A 4,645-nucleotide genomic window follows, 5' to 3' on the forward strand; every position below is an offset into this window, starting at 1 on the left:
TCCCCCGCGCCGAGGCGGATTGAGGCATCGTCTTCGACCTGGCCGGGCACGAGGATCTTATGGCCTTGGGGCAGGTCGGGAAGCGCGCCGCCGAGATTGTATTTCGTCAGACCCTCAGTCGTGATCCGTTGGATGAGCTTGCGCACCCGCGGCTCGCCACCCGGCGGTACGGGCTGCGCGATCAATGCCTCCAGATCACTGGGACGGGTCGGGTCGTAGAAGATTCCTGTGCGATCCGCGATCAGCGAGAGCGGCGGGACGAGTTCGGCGCCGAGACCGCGTGAGCGCAGAAACCCGTCTTCGACGCGGATAGGGTTGCGGTCGTCGTCTGGAGCCGCGCGCGTGGCCCAGTAGAGAAAGAGCCGAGCAGGGTCGGGTGTCTCTCTGAACCGCAGCGACCCGTGCCGCCCGAAGAATTTCCGCAGATGCGGGCGCTTCCACAGGGACATGCCGCCCGCGACATAGCCCTGCCGATCTTCGCGATAGGCGCGGGTTTCGGCTTCGAGCTGATCCACCGCCTCCTCGAAGCTGCACAGGCGCTTGCGGCAAGGATCGTACCAGATCGGCGCGAGGATATGCGACACCGCGAAAATCTGCGCGCGTGTCAGGCTGCGCGATCTGCGCGGGACAGGGTTCTCGTCCTGCGTGAGCCCCCAGCCCCCATAGAATGGTTGGCCGAAGACGCGCGGCTTGTGACCTGCGAGGATCGCTTCGTAGCCCATGAGCGACGACACCGTATAGACCGCGATCGCGCCTTCGAGCAGCGTCCACGGCGAGACCGGCGCGTCGTAAATCTCGGAACTCGCGTCGCAGTCTTCCGGCCCGTAATGGCCGCCCCGCAACCCGGCGCGGGTTTCGGGATGGGTCTTGATCAGGATGCGCGCACCGGGGTTTTCGATCCGCGCATAGGCCAGCATTTCGCGGAACGTGGCCGCCGTCGCCCCGCCATGGGTGATCGAGGCATCGTCCCGTGTCTGGTCGATCACCAGAACATAGCCGGGATCGGGGACGGGCAGGTCCGGGTCGAAATCGTTATACTTCGAAAGCTCCGAGGCTTTCAGCCGAGCGATCCCGTCGCGGGCCCGCTGCAATACGGCGCTATCGTCGAGCGGCTCGGTCGCGAGGAGATGTTCGAGCCGCGAGGGCTGGGCGCTGTCGAAATGCACGCCCATCGGGTCGAGGATCAGGCCCAAAGGTGGCGCGCCGGTCCGGCCCGGGCGGATCGAGCGCAGAAACGCATCCTCCACCCGGATCAGCGGCACGCCGCGCTTGGCGGCCACCGCCTCGCCACGTGCCGCATAGGGCGAGCGGCCCCAGACCATCACGCCATCGTCGGGGCAGGGCAGGCCGAGGCGCGGCGCATGGCCCGCTGCTCGCAAAATCTCGCGCAGGCGCTTCTGGCGCAGCACACCGCCATTGTAGAAAAAAAGCCGCCGGGGGATCGCCCCGGCGGCCTTGTGGTCACTGTCGCGGGGCATCAGTTCCCGGCGAGCGTATTGAGCGTGTTGACCGTACCCAGCGGCTGGGTCAGAGCCGAGAGCGTCTTCTGCCACTGCACGAAGGGCGCCTCGGTGACATAGACCGTGTCTCCGTCGCGGATCGCGAAATCGCGCGCCATGAACATGCCGTTGGGCTGGGTCAGGTCGAGCACGTAGATCATGCGCTGATCGCCGACGAGGTCGGTGCGACCAAGCACCTTCATCGCGATATCGGCCGGCTCGTTGCGCAGCACGAAGACGCCGGTCGGATCGGCGAGGTTCGACTGCAAGCCGCCCACCGTTGCGATGGCCTCCAGCGCCGAAAGCGTCTGGGTCTCGAAGGGCACGCGGGCCTGCTTGCCGGTTGCGCCGAGCGAGGTGAAGGCGCGCTGGTCCTTCTCGACGAGGATCACGTCGCCATTGCGCAGCGCGATGTCCATCTTGGGGTTCTCGTAGAGATCCTTGAGCCAGATCGAGCCCGACATGCCGCCGCGCGTCACGGTGATCTTGGCGACCTCGGGGGGGATCGCCACGCCGCCCGCCTTGGCGATCATCGCCGAAAGCGTCCGGGTCGGCCGCTCGATCGGGTAGACGCCCTGGCCGTTGATCGCACCCATGACCGACACCGTCGCGCCATCGCCTGCCACGCGGGTCACGAGAACCTGCGGGTCCGGCGTTTGCGCGTCGAGCTTGGTGGTGATGATGCGGCGCAGCCCGTCGGGCGTGTTGCCAGCGGCTTTGATGCGGCCCGCATAGGGAACGAAGATGAAGCCCGCGCCATCGACCTGCACCTCTTGCAGCTGGGTCGCGTTGGCGCCTTTGCTGGCGAGCAGCCCGTCATCGACGTTCTCCCAGATCGTCAGCGAAAGCGTGTCGCCCGGGCGGATCGTATCGGAGCCGATCTGGCCGGCATTGATGAAACTGGAGGTAAAGCCGAGCGCCGGTTGCACGGCGGTTGCGCGGGTGACGAAGTCGTTCACCTTGACGACGAAGGCATCGCCCTGGCGCATCACGGAGCCCGCGAAGAGTTCGCGCTTGTTGGGGCCGGAGCGCGGAAGACCACAAGATGCGGTCAAAAGCGTGGCGGAAAGGCCCGTCAAAACGGCCCTGCGGGAAGGGGTCATGGTCACTGCTCGAGCTCCTCGTTCGGGATGCTGCTTATCGTTTTGCGACCAAGCTACCGAAGCCTCGGGAAAAAAACGAGAAAAATTATCGTACCACCTGCAACTGTTGCCGTGGGGCCGCGTTGCCCGCGACCAGCGCATCATAAGGGTCTTCGGCGGCCAGCATCATGTCGACCACCTGTCGCAGCAGGGCGCGGCGGCCTTTCGCAGAGTAGAAGCCGCCCGGCACCTGGCTCGTTTCCAGCAGGTAGTGACGGTAGTCGCGATAGGCGCGGCTGTCGGGGCGGGCCGGGCTTGCGAAGAAGGTCTCGAGCGGTTGCGCGGAGGTGAATTCCGGCTTGTCGAAGATCGCGCGACCGAGCGATTTCAGCGGCAGCCCGCGCCAGAGCGCCTGCTGTGCAGCGGTCGAATTGACCGTGACGGCGGAGCGCGCCTGCGCCAGAAGCCCGGCCAGCTTGCCGCCGCGCACGAAATGCACGCGCGACGCCAGCCCATGTGCGCGGGCCGCCTTGCGGATCGTCTCGCGGATAGGGGCGCGTCCGTCTTCGAGCGGATGTGCCTTGAAGACGAGGTGGTGATGGGGCGGCGCGCCTTTTGCGAAATTCTCCATCACCAGATCGATGAACTCGGTCTGGCTCGCGAAGGGCGAATGCATCCGGAAGCTGGAATCGTGTTCGAGCTGCAGCAGTACGAGATGATAGGGGAAGCCGCCATGACGGATGCGCCGCGTCGCGCGTTTGCGCTCCAGCATATGCAGCGGCATCAGCAGCAGGCGGCGCAGCCAGAGGCGGAATTCCTGAAACACGGTGATGTCGCGATGCGGCCGGAAGCGGCGATAGGGGCCGGGGCGGAGCATCACGAAAAAATGGTAGAGCGCGCCGTAGAAAACGTGGTGGCGCATATCGCCCCAGCGGGGCGGCGCGTCGGGAAACTCGATCTCGGATTGCGCAAGCGCGGTGCGCATCTGCGCCACCGACATCTCCATCAGCCGGGAGTGCCCGTTCGAGCCGCCGCGCTCGTAGGTGACCCAATAGGGGCGAACATACCCCTCTTCGAAGACATGCACGCAGAGGCCCATCGCCTTCGCGATCTTAACGGCCTGCGCGTGGATCGGGCGGGTGTCGCCATAGAGCACGAGATCGGTGATGCCTTTCTCGGCGATCAGGTCGCGCAGGCGATCGGCCCAATCCTCCGGCGGGGCATCGAAACGCAGGTAGGAGGCGCGGTCGAACCAGAACACCTCATCCCCGCGGTTGAACCCCACGCGCCAGACCGTCGCCCCTGCCTGCCGCAGCATCGCGCCAAGCTGATGAAAGAAGGGGCCGTGGGGCCCCTGCAGCATCAGGAAGTGGCGATTTTCGAAACGGTTCATCCAGTCGTGGGTCCTTGGCCTGCATCCGTGATTGCGCAGGATGCGCGCGAAGTCACGGAGTTTGTGGGGTAATCCCTTAAATATTGGACAATTTTAGGGCAGGCGCTGTGCGGGGCTGCGCAGAGTGTGACGGGACGGCGGGGCGCTCATCTCTTGCGAAGGCGCGCCCTGCGGGCTAGCTAAGGTCCGAAATCTGAGGGGATATGCCATGTTCACCGGGATCGTGACCGATATCGGAGAAATTCTGGAGCTGGAGCAGCGCGGCGATCTGCGCGCGCGGATCGAAACGCGCTATGACATGGGGCGGGTCGATCTCGGGGCCTCGATCGCCTGCGACGGCGTCTGCCTGACGGTTGTCGAAATAAGCGCGGGCTGGTTCGACGTGGATATCAGTGCCGAGAGCGTGTCGAAAACCGCGATCGGGGACTGGACCGAGGGGCGCCGCGTGAACCTGGAGCGCGCCCTTAAGGTCGGGGACGAACTGGGCGGGCATATCGTGTCGGGCCATGTCGACGGCGTGGCCGAGGTCGTGGACATCCGCGACGAAGGCGACAGCACGCGCATCACGTTCCGCGCCCCCGAAACCCTGGCGCGGTTCATCGCGCCCAAGGGGTCGGTCGCGCTCAACGGCACCTCGCTTACCGTGAACGAGGTGTCGGGCGAGACCTTCG

4 protein-coding genes are annotated in these 4,645 nt (G+C 65.7%); 1 reads left to right on the forward strand and 3 read right to left on the reverse strand.

The window, feature by feature from the left end; translation table 11 throughout:
* The 3 genes from B3D39_RS08255 to B3D39_RS08265 all read right to left on the reverse strand — a co-directional run.
* The coding region (locus B3D39_RS08255) for a capsular polysaccharide biosynthesis protein (protein WP_286789588.1) at positions 1–1,478 on the reverse strand (1,478 nt) is incomplete at its 3' end.
* The gene (locus tag B3D39_RS08260; RefSeq protein WP_078570050.1) at positions 1,478–2,602 is read right to left on the reverse strand and encodes a polysaccharide biosynthesis/export family protein; all 1,125 of its coding nucleotides are present in this window, start codon (positions 2,600–2,602) and stop codon (positions 1,478–1,480) included. The genes B3D39_RS08260 and B3D39_RS08255, both read right to left, overlap by 1 nt.
* 85 nt (positions 2,603–2,687) lie before the next feature.
* Positions 2,688–3,974 carry a capsule biosynthesis protein gene (locus B3D39_RS08265; protein WP_274963517.1) on the reverse strand — a complete coding sequence of 429 codons (1,287 nt, stop codon included), beginning with the start codon at positions 3,972–3,974 and terminating at the stop codon, positions 2,688–2,690.
* Between the two features lie 208 nt (positions 3,975–4,182).
* On the opposite strand from B3D39_RS08265, the gene B3D39_RS08270 reads away from it, so the two are divergent.
* Positions 4,183–4,645 (forward strand): riboflavin synthase (locus B3D39_RS08270; RefSeq protein ID WP_286789589.1); only part of this gene is annotated, 463 nt, incomplete at its 3' end.

Origin of the sequence: Thioclava sp. UBA3469, assembly GCF_002378135.1 — a bacterium.
Classification (GTDB): Bacteria; Pseudomonadota; Alphaproteobacteria; order Rhodobacterales; family Rhodobacteraceae; genus Thioclava; species Thioclava sediminum.

Excerpts from the sequence above, each read along its gene's own strand:
- B3D39_RS08260 (WP_078570050.1), bottom strand. The coding sequence starts at position 2,602 with ATGACCCCTTCCCGCAGGGCCGTTTTGACGGGCCTTTCCGCCACGCTT.
- B3D39_RS08265 (WP_274963517.1), bottom strand. The coding sequence starts at position 3,974 with ATGAACCGTTTCGAAAATCGCCACTTCCTGATGCTGCAGGGGCCCCAC.